This window comes from Streptosporangium sp. NPDC006013 (assembly GCF_040614275.1).
Taxonomy (GTDB): Bacteria; Actinomycetota; Actinomycetes; order Streptosporangiales; family Streptosporangiaceae; genus Streptosporangium.
In genome coordinates, this window is sequence record NZ_JBEXUE010000161.1 from 1 (window position 1) to 19351 (window position 19351).

General features: G+C 71.2%; 19 protein-coding genes. 7 read left to right on the forward strand and 12 right to left on the reverse strand.

Going from position 1 to position 19351, the window contains the following annotated elements; genetic code table 11:
• Positions 1-31: 31 nt before the first annotated feature.
• Both ABZ260_RS23830 and ABZ260_RS23835 read right to left on the reverse strand, forming a co-directional pair.
• The gene (locus tag ABZ260_RS23830) at positions 32-511 is read right to left on the reverse strand and encodes a DUF1003 domain-containing protein (RefSeq protein ID WP_350921812.1); all 480 of its coding nucleotides are present in this window, start codon (positions 509-511) and stop codon (positions 32-34) included.
• Positions 504-1733, reverse strand: coding sequence for a CBS domain-containing protein (locus tag ABZ260_RS23835; RefSeq protein WP_355621487.1), 1230 nt, complete (start codon positions 1731-1733; stop codon positions 504-506). Before ABZ260_RS23835 ends, ABZ260_RS23830 begins: the two co-directional genes overlap by 8 nt.
• A 139-nt stretch (positions 1734-1872) precedes the next feature.
• On the opposite strand from ABZ260_RS23835, the gene ABZ260_RS23840 reads away from it, so the two are divergent.
• A complete protein-coding gene (locus ABZ260_RS23840) occupies positions 1873-2817 on the forward strand; it encodes a DMT family transporter (protein ID WP_355621490.1) in 945 nt (314 codons plus the stop codon).
• Here the strand turns inward: ABZ260_RS23840 and ABZ260_RS23845 are convergent.
• Together ABZ260_RS23845 and ABZ260_RS23850 are read right to left on the reverse strand one after the other, a co-directional pair.
• Entirely contained in the window at positions 2792-3157 is a 366-nt protein-coding gene (locus tag ABZ260_RS23845) for a hypothetical protein (protein ID WP_355565683.1), read from the reverse strand. The genes ABZ260_RS23840 and ABZ260_RS23845 overlap by 26 nt on opposite strands.
• Positions 3158-3217: 60 nt before the next feature.
• Positions 3218-3793, reverse strand: coding sequence for a biotin transporter BioY (locus ABZ260_RS23850; protein ID WP_355621493.1), 576 nt, complete (start codon positions 3791-3793; stop codon positions 3218-3220).
• Between the two features lie 159 nt (positions 3794-3952).
• On the opposite strand from ABZ260_RS23850, the gene ABZ260_RS23855 reads away from it, so the two are divergent.
• Both ABZ260_RS23855 and ABZ260_RS23860 read left to right on the forward strand, forming a co-directional pair.
• Positions 3953-4894 carry a CoA ester lyase gene (locus ABZ260_RS23855; RefSeq protein ID WP_355621496.1) on the forward strand — a complete coding sequence of 314 codons (942 nt, stop codon included), beginning with the start codon at positions 3953-3955 and terminating at the stop codon, positions 4892-4894.
• 414 nt (positions 4895-5308) lie between these two features.
• Positions 5309-8536, forward strand: a complete 3228-nt coding sequence (locus tag ABZ260_RS23860; RefSeq protein WP_355621499.1) for a hypothetical protein — start codon at positions 5309-5311, stop codon at positions 8534-8536.
• A gap of 17 nt (positions 8537-8553) precedes the next feature.
• Here the strand turns inward: ABZ260_RS23860 and ABZ260_RS23865 are convergent, their stop codons facing one another.
• On the reverse strand, positions 8554-8937 hold the full coding sequence (locus ABZ260_RS23865) for an NUDIX domain-containing protein (protein ID WP_355621502.1): 384 nt from the start codon (positions 8935-8937) through the stop codon (positions 8554-8556).
• Positions 8938-9026: 89 nt separating this feature from the next.
• Here ABZ260_RS23865 and ABZ260_RS23870 point away from each other — a divergent pair, with 89 nt between their 5' ends.
• The 3 genes from ABZ260_RS23870 to ABZ260_RS23880 all read left to right on the forward strand — a co-directional run bounded on the left by ABZ260_RS23870 (position 9027) and on the right by ABZ260_RS23880 (position 11373).
• On the forward strand, positions 9027-9668 hold the full coding sequence (locus tag ABZ260_RS23870; protein WP_355621504.1) for a DUF6758 family protein: 642 nt from the start codon (positions 9027-9029) through the stop codon (positions 9666-9668).
• Between the two features lie 76 nt (positions 9669-9744).
• A complete protein-coding gene (locus ABZ260_RS23875) occupies positions 9745-10458 on the forward strand; it encodes an MBL fold metallo-hydrolase (RefSeq protein ID WP_355565667.1) in 714 nt (237 codons plus the stop codon).
• A 30-nt stretch (positions 10459-10488) separates the two neighbouring features.
• Positions 10489-11373, forward strand: coding sequence for a PD-(D/E)XK nuclease family protein (locus ABZ260_RS23880; protein WP_355621507.1), 885 nt, complete (start codon positions 10489-10491; stop codon positions 11371-11373).
• 15 nt (positions 11374-11388) lie between these two features.
• Here ABZ260_RS23880 and ABZ260_RS23885 read toward each other — a convergent pair whose 3' ends face one another.
• The 3 genes from ABZ260_RS23885 to ABZ260_RS23895 form a co-directional block, all read right to left on the reverse strand.
• Positions 11389-12306 (reverse strand): oxygenase MpaB family protein, encoded by a 918-nt coding sequence (locus ABZ260_RS23885; protein ID WP_355621510.1) that lies wholly within the window; start codon positions 12304-12306, stop codon positions 11389-11391.
• A gap of 69 nt (positions 12307-12375) precedes the next feature.
• Positions 12376-13248 carry an alpha/beta hydrolase gene (locus tag ABZ260_RS23890; protein WP_355621513.1) on the reverse strand — a complete coding sequence of 291 codons (873 nt, stop codon included), beginning with the start codon at positions 13246-13248 and terminating at the stop codon, positions 12376-12378.
• 366 nt (positions 13249-13614) lie between these two features.
• Positions 13615-15450: a DEAD/DEAH box helicase gene (locus tag ABZ260_RS23895; protein WP_355621516.1), complete on the reverse strand. Its 1836-nt coding sequence runs from the start codon at positions 15448-15450 to the stop codon at positions 13615-13617.
• Between the two features lie 369 nt (positions 15451-15819).
• Here ABZ260_RS23895 and ABZ260_RS23900 point away from each other — a divergent pair, with 369 nt between their 5' ends.
• Complete coding sequence (locus ABZ260_RS23900) at positions 15820-16458, forward strand: ferritin-like fold-containing protein (RefSeq protein ID WP_355621519.1); 639 nt, start codon at positions 15820-15822, stop codon at positions 16456-16458.
• Positions 16459-17062: 604 nt separating this feature from the next.
• On the opposite strand, the gene ABZ260_RS23905 is transcribed toward ABZ260_RS23900, so the two are convergent.
• The 4 genes from ABZ260_RS23905 to ABZ260_RS23920 all read right to left on the reverse strand — a co-directional run.
• The gene (locus ABZ260_RS23905; RefSeq protein ID WP_355621521.1) at positions 17063-17293 is read right to left on the reverse strand and encodes a DUF3107 domain-containing protein; all 231 of its coding nucleotides are present in this window, start codon (positions 17291-17293) and stop codon (positions 17063-17065) included.
• Between the two features lie 117 nt (positions 17294-17410).
• A complete protein-coding gene (locus ABZ260_RS23910) occupies positions 17411-18040 on the reverse strand; it encodes a TetR/AcrR family transcriptional regulator (RefSeq protein ID WP_030910552.1) in 630 nt (209 codons plus the stop codon).
• Between the two features lie 60 nt (positions 18041-18100).
• Positions 18101-18403 carry a hypothetical protein gene (locus ABZ260_RS23915; RefSeq protein ID WP_355621524.1) on the reverse strand — a complete coding sequence of 101 codons (303 nt, stop codon included), beginning with the start codon at positions 18401-18403 and terminating at the stop codon, positions 18101-18103.
• A 604-nt stretch (positions 18404-19007) separates the two neighbouring features.
• The coding region (locus tag ABZ260_RS23920; protein ID WP_355621527.1) for a hypothetical protein at positions 19008-19351 on the reverse strand (344 nt) is incomplete at its 5' end.

Sequence of the window (19351 nt, forward strand, 5' to 3'; positions counted from 1 at the left end):
GCGCCGGGACACCCGGCGCGCGACCCGCCTTTCACGCCTCCGTGGACGTTCGTGGCTCCTGGAGATCCTCCTGGAGGCGCTGCAGTTCCGAGCGGATGTAGTCGCGGGTGGCCACCTCGCCGACCGCCATGCGCAGGGCGGCGACCTCCCGGGTGAGGTACTCCAGATCGGCCTGGTTCCGTTCCGCGGCCCTGCGGTCGTGCTCGTTCTGGACCCGGTCACGGTCGGCCTGCCGGTTCTGGGCGAGCAGGATCAGCGGCGCCGCGTACGAGGCCTGCAGGGACAGGATCAGCGTCAGGAAGATGAACGGGTAGGGGTCGAACCGCAGCGGCGGGGGGCCGAAGGCATTCCACAGGCCCCAGACGGTGACGAAGACCGTCATGTAGACCAGGAACCTCGCGGTGCCGAGGAAGCGGGCGATCTGCTCGGAGAGCCGCCCGAACGCCTCTGGGTCGTAGTGCGGACGGAGCCGCAGGCCGGGCTGTCTGGGCTGGTCGAGGCGGTCAGCCATGCCTGTCCTCCTGCTCGCGCCAGTCCTCGGGCAGCAGGTGGTCGAGCACGTCGTCCACCGTGACGGCCCCGACCAGGCGCCCGGCCTCGTTCACCACGGGAGCCGCCACCAGGTTGTAGGTGGCCAGGTAGGAGGTCACCTGGTTCAGGGTGAACTCCGGCCTGATCGGGTCGAGGGAGGTGTCCAGAATGCTGCCGAGCAGTGTGGACGGCGGCTCGCGCAGCAGCCGCTGGAAGTGGGCCAGGCCGAGGAAGCGGCCGGTGGGCGTCTCGATGGGCGGCCTGGCCACGTAGACCTGCGCGGCCACCGCGGGAGTGAGCTCGCGCTGGCGGATGTTGGCCAGCGCCTCGGCGACCGTCGCGTTCGGCGGCAGGACCACCGGCTCGCTCGTCATCATCCCGCCCGCGGTGTTCTCCGGGTAGATCAGCAGCCGCCTGATCGGCGCGGCCTCCTCGGGCTCCATCAGCGCCATCAGCGCCTCAGCCTGCTCGGCGGGGAGGTCCTGCAGCAGGTCGGCCGCGTCGTCGGGGTCCATCTCCTCCAGCACGTCCGCGGCCCGGCCGGGGGAGAGCCTGCTCAGAATGCTGATCTGATCCCGTTCGGGGAGCTCCTCCAGCACGTCGGCGAGCCGTACGTCGTCAAGGGCCGCCGCCACCTCGACCCGCCGCTTGTCCGGCAACTCGTGCAGTGCCCCCGCCAGGTCGGCGGCGCGCATCGACTCGAAGGCGACCAGCAGGTTGGCGGCGCCCTGGTCCTTCTGGACGGCGCCGAAGCCGTGGACCTCGGCCCAGTCGACGACTCTGGTCGCGCCGCGCCGGCGCAGCCCCATGCCGGGCGTGCTCGGGACCACCGCCACCTTGGTGACCAGCCACTCGGCGCGCCTGGTCTGCTCCATGGCCAGGTCCAGGACCGTCATCCGTTCGCCGTCGACCTCCACACCGAGGTCGAGCAGCTCGGCGACGGCCAGGGTCTCGGTCGCCCGCTGCTCGAACCTGCGCATGTTGAGCTGGCCGCTGAAGACCACGGAACCCGTCTGGGCGGACCGGATCCGGGTGATCGGCAGGAAGACCCGGCGCCGGGGCTGCACCTCGACGACCAGCCCGTGCACATGCGGCGGCGCGCTGCCGGCGATGGCCACCACCACATCGCGGACCCGGCCGATCTGGTCCCCGGCGGGGTCGAAGACCGGGGTACCGGCGAGACGCGCGATGAAGATCCTCACATTTGAAGCGTAGGCCGCGTCTCGGGCCTGCCTGCTGCTGCCACGCTCCCCGGCTCACATGCCGGAATCGATTTGCTGGCCGGTATCCCGACATGACAGCATCAAAGGCGCACAACGGTAATTACGGGAATGGTGTTTCATGAGACGTGCAGGACTGCTGATCGCACTCGCGTCGGCCCTGTGTTTCGCCTTCTCGGGTTCCATGGCCAAATACGTGGGCGCGGCCGGGCTGGCCCCGCTGGAGGCGGTCTGGGTACGGATGGCGGGTGCCGGGCTGCTGCTCGTCGCCGTCCTCGCGCTCGCCAAGCCCTCGGCCCTGCGCATCCCCCGCTCAAGGCTGCCGTTCCTCGGGGTGTACGCGGTGGTCGCGGTCGCCGGGGTGCAGGGGCTCTTCTTCCTGGCGCTGACCCGGCTGCCGGTCGGCGTCACCCTGCTGATCGAGTACACCTCGCCGGTGCTGGTGGTGCTCTGGGTACGGTTCGTCCGGCGGGTACGGCTGCCCCGGGTGGCCTTCGCCGGTGCCGCCGTCGCGGTGGTCGGGCTCGCCGTCGTGGTGGAGATCTGGGCGGGACTCGCCCTCGACCCGCTGGGCCTGCTCATCGCCTTCGCGGCGACGGCGTGCTGCGCCGGATACTTCCTGCTCAACGACAGCTTCGGCGACGAGATCGATCCGCTTGGGCTGGTCGCCTGGGGGCTGTTCGGCGCCGCCGTGGCGCTCATCCCGATCTCTCGTCCCTGGGACATTCCCTGGGCGGCGCTCGGCACGGTGGTCACCCCGCCGGGTGGCTACCCGCTGCCGACTGCCGTGGCGCTGGTCTTCCTGATCGTGGTCGCCACGGTCATCGCCTACATCTTCGGCGTTCTCGCCATCCGCCGCCTGTCGGCCGCCGTCGGTTCCACCGTCGCCTCGCTGGAGGTCATCGCCGGGGCGGTGGTCGCCTGGATCCTGCTGGGCGAGGCGCTCGGACCCTTCCAGATCGCGGGTGGCGTGATCGTCCTGATCGGCGCCTACCTGGCCCAGCGGGCCACGGTCGTGCCGCCCGTGCCCGTGCCGGAGGTCAGGAAGCCGGCTCCCGTGGGATGAGCCGGATCACCTGGGAGGCGGCGGCCCAGCGCTCCACCAGCCTCGCGCCGTCGGGGGCGTTGAGCCGCTCCTTGGCGAGCGCGGCCACCGCGTCGGCGGCCTTCGTCTGGTCCATCACCTCCACGCCGGCGTCGAAGGCCACCAGGCGCCCGCCGTTGTCCTTGCTGCGCAGCGTCACCCGGACCTCATCGGCCTCGGCCAGCCCCGGCAGCGGTTGCTCGCCCCCGCCGGTGACCAAGTAGATCGCACCGTCGTACCAGGTGTGCCAGGCCAGCCGGGGCCGGTCCAGCGACAACCACAGGACGCTCGACTTCTTGGCGCCCTCCTCGATCACACCCATGAGACGAATGTACGGCCTGTTCCTCCCCTTGGGGCGGTACAGGCCGTACGCGCCGTGAGGTCAGCGCCGGGAGAGCTTCCAGGCGGCCGGGAGCAGCCCGGCCGCGATGGCGATCTTGAGGGCGTCGCCGAGCAGGAAGGGCAGCACGCCCACCGCGAGGCCGGTGGCGAGGTCCACCTGGGCGACGGCGATGAGGACCGGCAGGCCGAAGGCGTAGATGACCAGGTTGCCCAGGATCATCGTGCCGACGGTGCGCGGGACGGTGCGGTCGCCGCCGCGCTCGGCGAGCTTGCCGACCACGGCCGCGGCGGCGATGAAGCCGATGACGTACCCGAAGGACGCGCCGCCGAAGCCGGAGGTGCCGCCGGCGAACCACGGCACGCCCGCGAGACCGGCCAGCAGGTAGAGCGCCATGCTCAGCGCCGCGCGGTTCATGCCGAGGGCCGCGCCGACCAGCACGACCGCGAAGGTCTGGCCGGTGACCGGGACGGGCGAGCCGGGCAGCGGGAAGCTGAGCTGCGCCGCCAGGCCAGTCAGGGCGGCGCCGCCGACCACCAGCGCGACGTCGCGGGTACGGGAGCCCGGGATGAGGTCGGACAGTACGGCGGGCCTGGTCACAGAGGAAGCGTTTGCCATGGTGCGTGTCTCCTTTGCAGGTTCTTGACGCTCATTCTGGTGAGATCTCCGGCAAAAGCCCTGCGAGATCGCCGCCAAGAACAGGGGGAGGTCTTTGTCCGGACGCCATAGCGCCGCCCGGCCGCCGGTCTGCTTTCCCGCGGGCGCTAGCGTGTGCCCATGCGTTCTCGGCGTTCATGTCTCGCGGTGCCCGGCAGCAACCCCCGGTTCCTGGAGAAGGCCCAGGGGCTCCCGGCCGACGAGGTCTTCCTCGATCTGGAGGACTCCGTCGCGCCCCTCGCCAAGGAGGGGGCGCGCAAGAACATCGTGGCGGCGTTGCGCGAGGGCGACTGGTCGGGCAGGACGAGGGTCGTCAGGGTCAACGACCTCGGCACCCAGTGGACCTACCGCGACGTCATCGAGGTCGTGGAGGGCGCGGGGGAGTTCGTCGACTGCCTGATGCTGCCCAAGGTGGAGGACGCGGCCCAGGTGATGTGGCTCGACACGCTGCTCACCCAGATCGAGAAGGCGAACGGTCTCACCGTCGGCAGGATCGGCATCGAGGCCCAGATCGAGAGCGCCAAGGGCCTGGTGAACGTGGACGCCATCGGCGGCGCGTCCCGGCGCCTGGAGACGCTCGTCTTCGGCCCGGCCGACTTCATGGCCTCGATCAACATGCGGACCCTGGTGGTCGGTGAGCAGCCGCCCGGCTACACCGAGGGCGACGCCTACCACTACATCCTGATGCGCATCCTGATGGCCGCCCGGACGCACGGCCTGCAGGCCATCGACGGCCCCTACCTGGCGATCAAGGACCTGGACGGCTTCCGCCGGGTGGCGGGCCGGGCCGCGGCGCTGGGGCTCGACGGGAAGTGGGTGCTCCACCCGACCCAGATCGAGGCCGCGAACGAGGTGTTCTCGCCGTCGCAGGAGGACTACGACCACGCCGAGCTGATCCTCGACGCGTACGAGTACTACACGACGGTCGAGAGGCGCGGCGCGGTCATGCTCGGCGACGAGATGATCGACGAGGCGTCCAGAAAGATGGCGCTGGTGGTGGCGGCGAAGGGCAGGGCCGCCGGTCTCGCACGAACCACGGCCTTCACACCGCCCACGGCCTGACATCGCGGGGGCCACATGTCGGCGGCCACATGTCGGTGGTGACATGTCGGCGGTTGACCTGAGGCGGGCCGCGGTGGGCGGGCGGGGGTGAGCCGGGGGTTTCACGGGTCTCGGCGGGCTGGTGTGTTTCAGGATTTTTATAGACAAATCATGATAATCCGGGCGCCCGGCTGATAAATCTGACTAGAGAGGTCTCGTCATCGCGGCCGGGACGTGTTGCTCTTGACTGTGTACGGCAGAGGTGCGGCCGGTCGGCCGCGGGAGGTGATCGTTTCCAGAGAACGGGGTAGTAGTAGGGTCGCGTGCGATTTGCCGCATCCGTAGGGGTTGCGGCCTACCGTTACGGAGACGACTGGAACGGTCCGGGGTGCTGACTCCGGGCTGAAACGGGCTTCCTGCGAGGAGGTGCTGAGCGTGGCCTCGGGCCCCCACGACCCGCGCTCGCGAGAGTGGCCGGCGGATGACGGCGGCGTTCACGACGATGCCACGCGTGCAGGCGGGTCCCAGGAGCCACACGCGTCCCCGCCGACGATCCAGCACTCCCCGCCGGGTCCCTCCGGCGACGACGCGCGCGGGCTCTCCATGGCCTCCCCGTGGATGCTCCCGCCGTTCGCGGCGCCGACCCCGGACGACGGCGAGCCGCCCCGGGCCCGCCCGGAAGGACTCGGCGGCGAGCGGCGCCGTCCGTACGCCCAGCCCTACGCCCCCACCCCCCAGCCCACCGGGCAGTCGTCCCCGGCAGAACCCCCCGCCCCCGACCACCCCGCCACCGATCACCTCGCCGAGGAGCCCGTGGAGGAACGGGGTACGGGGCAGGGCCGCCACGCCGTACCGGAGCGAGGGCGCCCGCGCCTGGTGGACCGCCCTGACCTCCTGGTCGCCTCGGGGCCGACGCCCGAGCGCAGGGGCAGGAGGAGGGCGGACCGGCCCGATCTCCTGGTCGCCTCGGGGCCGGCCCGCGAGCGGGGCAAGGACGGGCGGACAGCGCCCCCGCAGCCCCCGCAGCCCCCACAGCCCCCGCCTCCCGCGCCCGAGGACCGGATCAGGATGGGACCGAGCATTCCGGCGACGCCGGAACCGGCGCCCACTCCGGAACCCGGCTCGACACCCGGGCCGACCTCCGAATCGGAGCCGGGGCCCGAGACCGAGGGGCCCGGCACGCCCGTCGAGGACGATTTCGAGCCCGTACGCCGGGTGGGGCGCCCGCCCGGTGGCAGACCCGCCAGGCCCGACCTGCTCGTCGCGGAGGGCCCGCCCGGCAGGCGGGGCCCCAACGGCGGGCGGCATCACCGCTCGGCCGCCGCGCCCTCCGCGGTACGCCGGTCCAGCCCGACCAGGCGCAGGCGTGGCAGGGGCCTGGTGATCCCGTTCCTGATGGTCATGGTCCTCACCGTCGCGGTCGGTGGCGGCCTGGCCCTGTGGGGCTGGGTGAGCAGCCCGTTCGCCACCGGTCTCCGGCTGGTCGGCGACGAGGTGGGCTCGGGCGACGAGAACTTCGTGCCGCGGGCCGGTGTCGGTGGCAACGGCTCCAACCAGGTTCTCAACGCGGTGGCCTCGGTGGGCTCCGTCATGGTCGCGGTCGGCAGCGACACCACCAGCCCGGTACCCAGACCGCTGTTCCTGGTCTCTCCCGACGGCGGCACGACCTGGCAGCTGGGCAGGATGATCGGCCCGGTGGGGTACGAGACGGGGCCGACCACGGTGGGCCGGGTGGCGGGCGGTGACGGCCGCTGGCTGGCGGCGGGCAACGACCCCCTCGGCTCGGGGCACGGCCTGTGGACCAGCTCCGACGGTTACAGCTGGACCGCCGTCGACCCCGCTGAGCTGGACGCCTTCGCGCGCGGAGACAAGATCATGGACCTGGCCAGGACCGACTCGGGCTTCGTCGCGGTCGGTGCGGCCGTGCTGGACGACGGCACCACCGGGGCCGTCGCCTGGGTCTCTCCCGACGGGCGCGCCTGGAAACGGGTGGCGACCCGGGAGATCGGCATGCCGGACAAGGTGCGGGGCATCAAGGCGGTCGTCGCCAGGGGGAACGCCGTGGTCGCGCTGGCGGACCCGGCCCAGGGGCAGTCCACCTCGGTCATCCTGCGTTCGGCCGACGGAGGCGGGAGCTGGCAGCGGACCGGCACCGCGCTCAACGACGTCATCCCCGAACCGGGCGCGCTGGCCGTGGCCGGCGGGGGGTTCGTCCTCGTACCGACCCAGCAGCGCAGCGACAAGGGCGAGGTCCGCGTCTACTGCTCGCCCGAGGGCGCCGACTGGAAGGCCTGCGGGACCATCACCGGCCTGGGGTCCGACGGTTCCGGCGTCAGGCGGCTGGCCTCCTCCTCGGCGGGGGTGGCCGCGGTCGTCGAATCCGGCTTCGAGCGCTACACGGTCCACACCAGCTCCGACGGCCGGGACTGGAGCAAGACCACAGACCTCGGCGAGGTACCGGGCTCGCTGCGGGCGCTCGCCCTGTCCGACACCGGCACCCTCGTCGTCGGCGGCGACGAGCGCGCCGCCGACGTGGACAACAGGGTGGTGCTCATCACCGCGCCCAAGGGCGGGGAACCGAGGCCGGTCTCCCTGGGGGGTATCGAGGGCCTGGCCAGAGCCGCCCGCGAGACGGCCAGGGTGGCCGCGGGCGACGGCAGATTCGTCGCGGTGGGTGCCGTCTCAGGCGACGCCGGGATCTGGAGCAGCACCGGCGGCCAGAGCTGGAAGGCGGGCGGCCCGGCGCAGCTCCTCGGCGGCCCGAGGCGGCAGGCGCTCGCCGACGTCGCGCACGGCAGGCGGGGCTGGCTGGCCGCGGGCAGCACGATGACCGACGCCTCCTCCACCGAGCCGCTGCTGCTCACCTCCTCCGACGGTGAGAACTGGCGCAGGGTTCCGGTGCTGGGCCCCCTCGCCCCGGCGGGCGACCACGACTTCCTCGCTCCGCACGCGGTGGCGGCGGGCCCTTCCGGTTACGTCATGGCGGGTGAGGATCGCGGTCCCGCCGCCACCGTGCCCGTCCTGTGGTTCTCCGCCGACCTCAAGCGCTACTCCAGGGCGGCCAGGCTTCCCGCGGGCGGTACGGGCGTGCGGCTGCACGACGTCTCGGCGACCTCGTCCGGATACGTGGCCGTCGGCGGTTCCGGCACCGCCGAGCGCGAGACCGGCGTGGTCTGGGTGTCGGCCGACGGGGTCAACTGGAGCGCGCGCAAGCCGGTCCTGCCCCCGGGGGCGACGTCGGCGGGGCTGCGGCACGTGGTCCTGTACGGCGGGGACATCGTCGCGGCCGGCACGGCCAGGACGGAGGACGGCCAGAAGGCCTTCGGCGCGGTGTCCGCGGACAACGGGACGAGCTGGGAGTTCTCCTGGCTCCCCGGGGACACCGCGTCCGCCGTGCAGGATCTCGCCGCGACGCCGGAGGGCGTGGTGGCCGTGGGCTGGTACGGGGTTCCAGGCGAGGGCGACAGCGCGGCCTGGACCTCGGAGGACGGGCTGAACTGGCAGCTCCACACCCCCAGCCAGGGCAGGCTGGACGGCGACGGAGCCCAGTGGCTCGGCGCGGTGGCGGTCCTGGGCGGCCAGGTCGTGGCTCTGGGCCGCTCCACCACCTACAGCGCGGACCACCTCACCCTGTGGCGCTCCAAGCTCACCTCGACACGGTGAGGTGGACCTCGCGCCGCTCACTCCCGCGCGATGACCGCCCACTCGACCAGCGCGTCCAGCAGGCCGGGGGTGAGCGGGAGCCGCTGTAGCTCCGCGCGGGTGACCCAGCGGACGTCCGCGGCGTCGTCCCCGGCGGAGAGCGTGCCGCCGGAGACCTCGGCCAGGTAGTCACGGATCTCGTAGCGGGCACCGCCGGGGCCTGGGCGGTCGACGGTTCCCGCCAGGCGCCCGGGGACGACGGTCAGGCCGGTCTCCTCCAGAACCTCTCTGATGACCGCCTCGGGGTCGGACTCGCCCGGCTCGACCCGGCCGCCGGGGACGGACCACAGCCCCATCCCGGGTGGCCTGCCACGACGGACCAGAAGCATCCGCCCCGAGCCGTCGAGGATGATCGCCCCCACACAATTTACGCGCACGTGAACAACATTACGGCGTGATAACGACCAGGCCTCTTGACGGATGGGCCGTCGAAGAAGCAGCGTGGGTAGGCGTGAAAGCCGCCCCTACATGCCCACGCTGTTTCGGCCCGCTACGTCCGCCGAGTGCTTGGTCAAGCTCCTGGAGATGCGGTCCCCACGGTGATGTGCTGCCGTTCCAGCCACCCATACCTCCCTCCGCCGCCGCGGTGGAGGCCGTCACCCGTATCTCCCGTGTCCCCGTCTGGGTCCCGTGGCCGCTGCCCACAGGGTGGCTGGTCACCGGGTTCGCCCACGTGGGTGACGAGCGCAGCGGCGTACGGGCCACGGTGGTCGCGGTCTCCGGACCTTCGCTGACCTACGGGCCCGCCGATCTGCTGCTCATCGCCGAGGAGCCCGGGGTCGGGCTCGGCGCGGCGTTCGCCGGGTTGGAGAGCACCGATCCCGGCACCGGCTTCGACCAGGGCCCGCCGCACGCCAAGATCGAGGTCAAGGGCCATCCGGCCGCCCTGTGGTGTGTCACCGCCGCCTGTGACCGGGCCGTCTACGTGGGCGAGGCACTGGGGAACTGGCTCTGGGCGGTCGTGTGGCCCGCCGAGGCCGGCTACCTGATGACCCTGGCCGAGCTGTCCCTGCGCGATCTGCGCGACCACGACCAGACTCTCGACCTGCCCTTCGGGGCGTTCTCCCCGCGTCTGGAGGCCCCGGCCCCCTGACCGCCCGCCCGGCATTCGAACCCTTGACCGTTCCGTCCGGACCGGAGGGCGGGGATAGGCAGTAAAGTTCGGAAGCGTGACAGCGCGTATCGAGCGAGTGGTGACCGAGGGCGTCGTTGATGTCGACGGCGTCGAGCACAAGGTCGAGAACAACACGTGGATCCTGGGTGACGACGAGGATGTCATCGTCATCGACCCCGCGCGCGACGCGGAGGCGATCCTGGAGAAGGTCGGCGAGCGGGAGGTGCTGGCGATCATCTGCACCCACGGCCTGCCCGACCACGTGGGCGCGGCCATCGAGGTCGCGGCCAGAGACGAGGCGGTGATCGCCCTCCACCCCAAGGACAGGCCGCTGTGGCGACTGACCTGGCCGGACACCTGGCCGGACATCGACATGGAGGACGAGGGCCTGTTCGAGGTCGGCGGCGTCCAGCTGGAGGTCATGTCCACCCCGGGCGTCTCCCACGGTGGCGTCTCGCTTTACTGCGAGGCCCTGGAGGCGGTCTTCACCGGCAAGACCCTCCAGGCCGACGGCCCCGGCAGGGTCGGCGGTGAGTATCCCGCCCTGGCCGACCAGCTGACCGCCATCGGCGGACGGCTGTTCACCCTGCCCCACGCCACCCGGGTGCTGCCCGCGCACGGCGAGGAGAGCACGATCGGCGACCTGGAGCCTCAGTTCGACGCCTGGCTCTCCGGCTCGCTGACCCGAGGGGCGCAGGAGCAGGAGGAGGGGCCGCTGACCGACGGCACGCGTGCGGCGGGGATCCGGCTGAACCTCCGGGACGAATAGCCCTCGATGGACCAGCTTCCCCTGGATGGCATGCCGCGGCGGCTGTATGCCTGCACGCCGTCGCGGCTGAACAGCTGGCTGGACTGCCCCCGGCGCTACCGGTTCACCTACCTGGATCGGCCCGCGCCGCAGAAGGGCCCGCGGTGGGCGCACAACAGCGTGGGCGTCAGCGTGCACAACGCCCTGGCCGCCTGGTGGCGCGAGCCGTACGAGCGGCGTACGCCCGAGGTCGCCGCCGCCCTGCTCACCAGGGGATGGATCAGCGAGGGGTTCCGCGACGCGGAGCAGTCGGCCGCCTGGCGTGACCGGGCCGGGGAGATGGTCCGCGGATACGTGGCGGGCCTCGACCCCGCCGCGGAGCCGGTCGGTGTCGAGCGCACCGTCGCCACGCGCACCTCCGTCGTGGCCCTCTCCGGCCGGGTGGACCGGCTCGACCGGCGCGGCGAGGAACTGGTCGTGGTCGACTACAAGACCGGCCGGCGTCCGCTGACCACCGACGACGCCCGTTCCTCGCTCGCGCTGGCGGTCTACGCCATCGCCTCCTCGGCGATGATGCACCGGCCCTGCCACCGGGTCGAGCTCCATCACCTGCCGACCGCCTCCGTCGTGGAGTGGGAGCACACCGACGAGTCGCTGGCCCGGCACCTTGGCCGAGCCGAGGAGATCGCCGTCGAGGCCTCCGAGGCCGACGAGCGTTACCGGGCATGGTCGGCCACCCGCCCCGGCAGGACCGGCTCGGCCGCGTCACGGACCAGGGGCATCGGCCGGACCCCGCCCCCGGTGCCGCCCGAGGTCGAGGCCTCCTTCCCGCCCCGTACGGGCCCGCTGTGCTCGTGGTGCGACTTTCGCCGCCACTGCCCCGAGGGCCAGGCCGCGAGCGGCGACCGCGAGCCGTGGGACGCCCTCGCGGACTGACCGCGCGGCGCGTCGTCAGGCGGTGCGGGGCAGCCGGTCCGGCCAGCGGCGCGGGTCGGTCAGCCCCTTGAGCCCCTTGCTCAGGTCGTAACCCGCGGCGCCGAGCCGCTCGCGGGAGGCCCCGAGCATTTCGCGGGTGCCGGGGGTGAACGCCCGGTCGTGGACGTGTTCGGGAAGCGAGTTCATGGTCAGCCGGAACGCCCTCAGCGCCGCTGTCACCGTGCTGGGCGGCACCTCGGGCAGCACGCCGTACATCTGTCTGGCCCAGTCGGGCAGCGAGTAGTAGCAGAGCGCGCCGAAGGGGAAGTAGGCGGGTTTGCCGGGGGTGAGGGCACGCAGCTCGGCGGGCAGTCGCGGCCAGAGCAGGAAGCGCACGGTGGAGGCGGCCTCGGGGGTGACCCTCAGCGCCGGGCGGACCGAGGCGAGGTAGCCCTCCAGCTCCGCCAGGGAGCCGGGCACGTCCTCGGCGTGCAGGCCGACGTAGGTGGCGCTGCGGCGCTGCTCGGCCAGGTAGCGGTCGGCCTGGCGGTCGCTGAGCCCCAGGCCCGCCCGGCGTGCCACGGTCAGGTAGGAGGAGACCTCCGCGCAGTGCACCCAGAGCAGCAGCTCCGGGTCGTCCACCCGGTGGGTACGGCCGGTGTCGGGGTCGTTGATGCGGAGCCGCCGGTGGATTCCCCGGACGCGGCGGCCGATCTCGTCGGCCTCCGCGGGGCTGCCGAAGGTGACCCTGCCCACGAAGTCCGCCGTGCGGCGGAGCCTCCCGAACGGGTCCTGCTGGAAGTTGGAGTTCTGCCAGACGCCACGCATCGCGAGGGGATGCAGGGCCTGGAGCATGAGGCCGCGGACCCCGCCGATCCACATGGAGCGGTCGATGTGCACCAGCCAGGTCGCGGTGTGCGGAGGCTGGACGACGATGTCTTCGATGCTCGCCATAGTAAGTAAATCATTACACGGCATTCGACGACGCATCCAACAGGGGTCGCGTTAGCGGGAAACCCCAGGTCAGCTTCTTGGTCGGCTCTCCGCGGCCTTCCAGAAACGGATGAGCGCGGCGGCCGTGGTCTCCGGGGCCTCCACCGCGGGGGAGTGGGCCGCGCCGGGGACCACCACGCAGTCGGCGTCCAGCCGGCGGGCCATCTCCGACTGCATATGCGGCGGCCAGCCGTCGTCGTGCTCGCCGTACAGGACCAGGGTGGCGACGTCGACCTGGGTGAGCTCGTCGCACCGGTCAGGCGCGGAGAGCACCTCCTCGGTCATCGTGTACATGCCGGTGGGCGAGTTGGCGAACAGTCGCTTGCGCAGGAAGGCGATGATCTCGTCGGAGACCCCGGCGGACAGGGCCTCGGGTTCCATCCGGTTGTGCCACAGGTGCTCCAGCCCGAGGTCGGGCAGTTCCGAGATCATGATGCGCCCCGCGTGCTCGCGGGGCCCGACGATCGCGGCGGGTCCGGAGCTCATGAGCGTGTAGGACCCGAACCGGGTACGGCCGTCGATGACCGCCTCCCGGGTGACCAGGCCGCCGAAGGAGTGGCCGACCAGGTGGATCGGGCCTCCGTGGCCGATCACCTGGGCCAGCACGTCGACGTCGTTGCCGAGCGCGGCGCAGGTGTAGGCGCTCCTGTCGTCGGGGCCGTTCGACTCGAACTGGCCTCGCATGTCGATCGCGATGACCTGGCGGCCCGACTGGGCGAGCGTCTGTAGCACCGCGATGAAGTCTTCCTTGCTCCCTGTCAGACCGGGGACCAGCAGGGCCGGCCAGCGCTCAGGAATGCCGCTGACGGGCAGGGCCTCCAGGGCGGCGAAGGTGCCCACCGCCGTCTCGATCTGGCGAGAACGGACGCCAGGAGGCATGGTCAGAAAACGCGGCGTACTCACGTAGCCCCACGATACCTCTCTTTTGACGTCCTCCCCCGGCTCGAAAGCCGGGGATTCCAGCACCCGACCTGCGGGTCGGGTCTGCCGGTTCGCGGTTCGCCGGCCCGGGCGATCCCGAAGCCTCCCCGGGCGGACACGGCACGTCCTGCCGCGTTCGGAAAAACAGGATTCGCTTGGCTGTCGCGGAACATCCCAACCCTATCGAGCCGCACCCGCGCGACGAGAGAGAACCGAGAGGTGCCTCCTCGCCGCGCCGGCGGACGGAGCATCCGCCCTGGCAGTCCGGTGAAAGCGCTCCGTGCGTCCGGGAGCGCGAAAAGGGGCGCCACCGTTATGGTCGCACCCCCTTTTTTAAAGCCTGCACCGCTAGTTCGGGCGACGAACTCCTCGTTGCTGACCGCGCATCTGCGGACGGCGGCGGCTCTGCACGCGCTCGGAGGCCGCCGAGGGGGCGATCTCGTCGTCGTCCGACGCCAGGTCCGGAGACTTGAAGATCACCGCGAACGGGCTCGACGGAATGATCTTCTCGGGCTGCGGCCGGGGCCTGGAGACCTCCGCCGCGGGCTCGTCGTCCCAGTGTTCGGCCACGTCGTCCTCCACACCTGCGGTGAACTCCGCCACCGGCTCCTCGTTCCACGCGGGGGTCTCGGCCACCTGCTCGCGCCTGGCACGGCGCTGCTTGCGGACCGGCTCGTCCGTCGCGGAATCAGGATGAACCGAAGCCTCGGACTCCCCGATGAGGCTCACCTCGGGGTTCAGCCCGGCCCTGCGGGCACGGCCCCGGCGGGGCGCGGCCTCGGCGGCGTACTGGTCGTCACGGCTGTCCTTGCGGGGTGCCACGTCCGTCTCCACCTCAGCGATCTCGACGACAGGGGACTCAGCGGGCTGGACCTCCTCGGCCGTGACCGGCGCGGAGATCTCCTCGCCGGTACGGCCGCCGCGAGTGCGACGGCGCTCGCGGGACGTGCGTGCCGGACGCTCACGACGCTCCTCACGATCGTCCTCACGCCCCTTGCGGGGAGAGCGGGAGCGGATCCGCCCGGTCTCGCCGAGATCCTCGACCTCCTCGGCGGCCAGGCCCGCCCGGGACCGGTTGGCGCGCGGCAGCACGCCCTTGGTGCCCTCGGGGATGCCCAGATCGCTGAAGACGTGCGGGGAGGTCGAATAGGTCTCGACCGGCTCGGGGAAGGGGAGCGAGAGCGCGTTGTTGATGACCTTCCAGCGAGTGAGGTCCTCCCACTCGACGAAGGTCACCGCGACGCCCGTCTTGCCGGCCCGGCCGGTGCGACCGATCCGGTGTACGTACGCCTTCTCGTCCTGCGGGCAGTCGTAGTTGACGACGTGGGTGACGTCGTCGACGTCGATGCCGCGCGCCGCGACGTCCGTCGCGACCAGCACGTCGATCTTGCCGTTGCGGAAGGCGCGCAGGGCCTGCTCGCGCTGGCCCTGGCCGAGGTCGCCGTGGACGGCCGCGGCGGCGAAGCCGCGCTCCTTGAGCTGCTCGACGACCATGTCGCAGGCGCGCTTGGTCTCGCAGAAGATCATTGTGAGCCCGCGGCCCTCGCACTGCAGCAGGCGGCCGACGATCTCGATCTTGTCCATCCGGTGCGTGCGCCAGACGAACTGGGTCGTCTGCGGGGTCGCCTCGGCCTCGGCGTCGTTGTTCTCGGCCCGCACGTGGGTGGGGCGGGTGAGGTAACGCCTGGACAGGGCGACGATCTCGCCCGGCAGGGTCGCGGAGAACAGCATCGTCTGCCGCTCCGCCGGGATGAGCTTGATGATGCGCTCGATGTCGGGCAGGAAGCCCAGGTCGAGCATCCGGTCGGCCTCGTCGAGGACGAGCGTCCCGATCTGGCTCAGGTCGAGGTGCTTCTGCTTGACCAGGTCGAGCAGGCGGCCCGGGGTGCCGACGATGACGTCGACGCCCTGCTTGAGCGCCTCGATCTGGGGTTCGTAGGCGCGCCCGCCGTACACGGTGAGGATCCGCGAGCCGAGCTTGCCGGCCGCCGTCACGAGGTCCTCGGTGACCTGAACGGCGAGCTCGCGGGTCGGTACCACGACCAGCCCGCGGGGCTTCTTGCGGTTCTTCCTCGGCTTGCCGACACGCTGCAGCATCGCCACGCCGAAGGCGTAGGTCTTGCCGGTGCCGGTGCGCGCCTGGCCGATGATGTCCTGGCCGTTGAGGGCCAGGGGGAGTGCCATTTCCTGGATCGGGAACGGCGCGATGATGCCCTCGGTCTCAAGGGCATCGGCGATCTCTGGGGTGACTCCGAGGTCTCGGAACGTCGTCAGCTTGGCCTGCCTAAATCTCCGTTGAAGGCAGGACTGCCGGGACCACGGGCAGAAAACGTGTTCCCCGTGCCGGGTCCTCGCGGAAGGTCCAGCCTTCTCATGTCATCAGCGACCGCTGCGGCGTCACGCCGACTTTTGGGGGCGTCCGGGAGTGGATATCCCGGATTAACACGGTGCGGTCGCACTTTCACAGAGCAGTGTACTCGATACCACAACGGAGAACCGATTTCTTCGTATTCCCGGTGAATCGAGAGGTCGATCAGATCGTAGGCTGCCCCCATGAGCGATTCCCCTCCCGGTGTCTCCGACCTGCTCGGTGTTCTCGCCTACGCCGAGCTGACGGCGTTCCTCAGGCTCGCCGAGGACGCCACGCGGTATGCCCCCTCGCTGACCGATCGGGCGGCTCTCGGCGGCCTCGCGGCGGCCGAGTACGCGCACTTCGAGCTGCTCCGCGACCGGCTGGCCGACCTCGGGGTGGATCCCGAGGAGGCGATGGCGCCCTTCGTGGGGCCACTGGACGACTGGCATGCCCAGACGGCCCCGGGAGACTGGCTGGAGGCTCTGGTGAAGGCGTATGTGGGCACGGGGATCGCGCTCGACTTCTACCGCGAGGCGGCCATCGGCGTGGACGACCGGACGCGGAACCTCGTCGAGGAGGTTCTCGCCGACGAGGGACGGTCGCAGTTCGCCGTCGAGAGGGTCGGCGCGGCGCTCCAGGAGGACCCCAAGCAGGCGGGGCGGCTGGCGCTGTGGGCCAGGCGGCTGGTGGGGGAGGCGCTGAGCCAGGGACAGCACGTGGCCGCGGCCAGACCGGAGCTCGCGGCGCTGCTGGTGGACGCGGCGGGGGAGGACATCGGCCGGATGTTCGCCCGGCTGACCGAGAAGCACGGCAACCGGATGGCCGCTCTGGGGTTGTGAACCGCCGGCTCCGAGTCTCCGGTATGGGGACCGGATGGCCGTCCGGGGCGTGTCACCGGCTGTGCGGCCGGTTTTCCGGATCCCGGCTCCCGCTACGGGGCCGGATGGCCGTCCGGGGCGTGTCCACCGCCCCCGGACCGGCGGCTGGATCGGCGGCTGGATCGGCCCAGGGCCTGTTCGCCGGGGGCGGAGCAGGAGAACCGGTCCCGCGGATCAAGGCGCGTGGGGCGCCGAACAGCGGTAGCGTGCGAGACATGAGGGCCTCGCGCCGCTATGGCAGTTCCTTGACGAGATGTGGGCCGAACCGCTGGACCTCGCGTCCCGTGTTACGCAGAGGAGGCGCGGGGTGTCCGGCCGTCGGCCGGGGCCGGGAGCATCTCCGCCGGGTCAGACGTCCGCGCTGCTGTGGTTTCGGCGAGCGGGACGAGTGCTCGGGCACATGAGGGAACGGGCGGTTCTGAGCCAGGCGAGCGGTGTGCCAGGCTGTCCGGTGCTCTCGCACTCTCCGTAAGGGGTAGATCACCCGACGCCGGTGCTCACGCCAGATCCGCGGACCGCGCCGTGCCGGCGGGGGACGACGATCTGGCGCGAGCCGCGGAATCCGTCAGAGCGTGCCGCCGAAGCCGACGGGACGCAGCGCCTCCCCGCCGATCTCGATGAAGCCGAGTGACGCGATCGGGACGATGACCTTCCGGCCATTGATGTCGGTAAGGGTGAAGACACCGGCGCTGGACGCGAGGGCGGCGCTGATCTCGCTCTCGACCTGGTCGGCCGTGAGGTCGGTCTCCACTACGAGTTCACGGTGCACGGAACGTACGCCGATCTTGATTTCCATCCTGCTCCCTTTCGATGAGGGTTGCTCGTCCCATGGTCACCCCATCGAAGGTCCGACGCGCCGGTTGATCGCGCCAAGCGAACAGAAGTCCCGTGGCCACGGGGCCGCGGGACGTTCTCAGTGATCGGCGACGGTGCGGGGGAAACCGGAGATGCCGCGCCACGACAGACGCGCGATGAGCTGGGTGGCCGCGTCCTTGGGGATGGAGCCGTTGCTGCTGATCCAGTAACGCGCGCTGACCTCGGCCATGCCGACCAGCCCGACACCCAGCAGGCGCGCCTCGTCGCTGGAGCAGCCGGTGTCCTCCTGGATGACCTGACTGATCATCTCGGCGCTCTCCCGGAGGTTGCGCTCCATGCGCTGGCGGACCGGGGCGGCGTTGCGCAGGTCCGACTCGAACACCAGCCGGAAGGCCTCACCCTGGCTGGAGACGAAGTCGAAGAACGCGCCGATCGCGGCCTGGACACGCTGCTTGTTGTCCGTGGTGGAGGCGAGGGCGTCGCGGCAGCGGGTGATCAGGTCGTCCACATGCAGGTCGAGCAGGGCCAGATAGAGGTCCTGCTTGCCTGGGAAGTGCTGGTAGAGGACCGGCTTGCTGACCCCGGCCCGCTCGGCGATCTCGTCCATCGCGGCCGCGTGGTAGCCGTTCTCCACGAAGACCTCCTGCGCCGCGCTGAGCAGCTGGCGGCGGCGGGCTGTCCGGGGCAGCCGGGTGCCCCGGGGCTTGGCGTCCGGGGTAGCGGTCACGTGGTCTCCTCGGGTGAAACTCCTGGCGTCTGGGGCCATCCTACGCGCGGGTAACAGGGGTCAGCGATAATCGTCCTCATCGAGCTCGATCGTGCGTCGCTGCTCGAAGGTGTCGGCGGGATCGGCCTCCATGGGAACGGTGTCGGGCCACTCCTCGCCTTCCTCGCGCGCGGTCCGATTCTGCTCGGCGGCGTCCGCGGGGTCGACCTCCGCCTCCGCGGCGAGGTCGGCGGACGAGCCGGAGCCGCCCTCGCGTGCCGACCGGCGCTGCTCGGCGGCGTCGGCCTCGGGTGTCTCGATCGGGATCTCCTCGGACGGATCGTCGATCGTTTTCCCATGCTCTCTGTCGCCGCGCGCGTTCATGTCTGACATCCCCTGTCGTCATCCGGACTTCGGCACGTTTCCTGTCCTGACCCGGTTCCTGCAAACGTCGGACATCGCCCAGCGTACGACCTCGGATGCCGCGCGCTGAGAAAGACGCGGCATCGGATTGCCCATGGCGGTACCTGCCGCATTGGCGGTGCTTTACGGCTGTCCGGCGATATTTTAGAACATGTGTGCGAAATATGGCTGGAGATGTTGGATCCGGCGGGCCGCGTCGGCGTCGAGGTGGCCGAGGCGAGGCGGGTACCGCTCGGTTGACATCCGAGAAAGAGGGGGAGAGCGGTGCGGGCCGGATATCAACAGCGGGGGCCCGCGGTTCGAAAACCGCGGACCCCCGCCTGTAATTCGTGAGAAATGAGAACTCGCACTGTATTGAGAGTCAGAGGCTCGGGGATTTCTCCTCAAGTTCCGGTATTCGAAGTCCGGTCGCTGCTTCTCGGTGAGAAGCGGTGATCGTGGCGAATACGGTGTCCTGTCTCTCCGTTACGGTTCCGGAGCCGCTCACAATCGCGGGTCCGGCCGCGTGGTTTCGGCCTCTGGCCGTGCCGCGCCCCGATCGGGGTGCGTGACCCTGGTCAGGTGACTAGGAGACCGGGGGGGCGCCAAGGCCGTTGTTACCACCGTTGTTGCCGCCGCCGTCGTCGTCGCGGCGCTCACGGCGGCGCTCCTCGCGAATGGGCTCGAAGCGCTCCTGGCGGTTGTCGTTCCTGAGGTGGTTGCGGTTGTTGTTGTGGTTGTTGATGATCAGCCTGAAGCGGTGACGGCTGAAACGGCGGTTGCAGCCGCCACCGCAGCCGCCGCCGCCCCAGGTCGGGAAGGCGACGGAGGTGACCGTGGTGGTCATCGCGCTGGCGCTGGTGACGGTGGTCGCTGCGCCCATGCCGACGACTCCGCCGGTCAGCGCCGTGCTGATCGCGAGCCCTGCGA